We start from the raw sequence: 767 nt of genomic DNA, 5'->3' as shown, positions 1-767 counted from the left end.
GCCCTCGTCGCCGTCTGGAACGCGCAGGTGCAGCGGCTGCCTCCGGTCGTGACCGGGCTTGATAGCGGCGTGCGAGCTGCGGTTGGTGGTGCCATCGAGTGGGCCATCGGTCTCGACCTGGCCGACACAGTCCCCTACGCCGATATATTCGACATGGTTGCTCGCGAGGAAGCCGCACGTGTCCTGCAGGCCGCCGGTCTCCAACCAGTAGTTGGGAGCAGTGCCGACGGCGGGCTCGGAGTGTGGCGACGGCCGGGGAACTGGGTGCCGCCTGAGCCCGCGTCCGAACTCCTTCGTAATGCGTGGATGCTCTGCCAGTACGCCGGCATTCTACGAGGGCTGAAGGCCCCAGACGCTGAACAGTGGCGGCGGTCCTACCACCTATGGCTGACCATGCTCGGGAACCAGGGCCCAAGTCCTGACGTCGTAGAGGCGTTGGAGACGCTGTGGCACACCTATGTCACCCGCGGTCATCCAGCCATGGCGCGGCTCGGCGGCCCGCGGGTCATCCGCCCGGTCTTCGATGAGGCGTTCGCGATCGGTGATCTCGTCCTCGGCGGCACCTTGGTCGACGTCAAGACCTATCTGGAGCCGGCGCCGTCGATGGGTGCCTTTGTCGACCAGCTTCTGGGCTACGTGATGTGTGATGTCGAGGACCGCTTCGCGATCCGGTCGATCGGCATCTACCTGGCCTGGCAGGGAGAACTACTGCACCTGCCACTGGACACGGCGTTGAGTCTCGCGTCAGGTCAGAGCTCTTTCGACCT

1 protein-coding gene and 1 pseudogene are annotated in these 767 nt (G+C 65.4%); one reads left to right on the top strand and one right to left on the bottom strand.

The window, feature by feature from the left end; translation table 11 throughout:
• On the bottom strand, nucleotides 1-204 hold a 204-nt coding region (locus DMB66_RS65135; protein ID WP_233625639.1), incomplete at its 3' end, for a hypothetical protein.
• Nucleotides 205-435: 231 nt separating this feature from the next.
• On the opposite strand from DMB66_RS65135, the pseudogene DMB66_RS65130 reads away from it, so the two are divergent.
• A pseudogene (locus DMB66_RS65130) lies at nucleotides 436-767 on the top strand (hypothetical protein); the annotation flags it as partial.

Source organism: Actinoplanes sp. ATCC 53533 (assembly GCF_003947245.1).
This window is presented reverse-complemented; position numbering and strand designations above follow the sequence as displayed.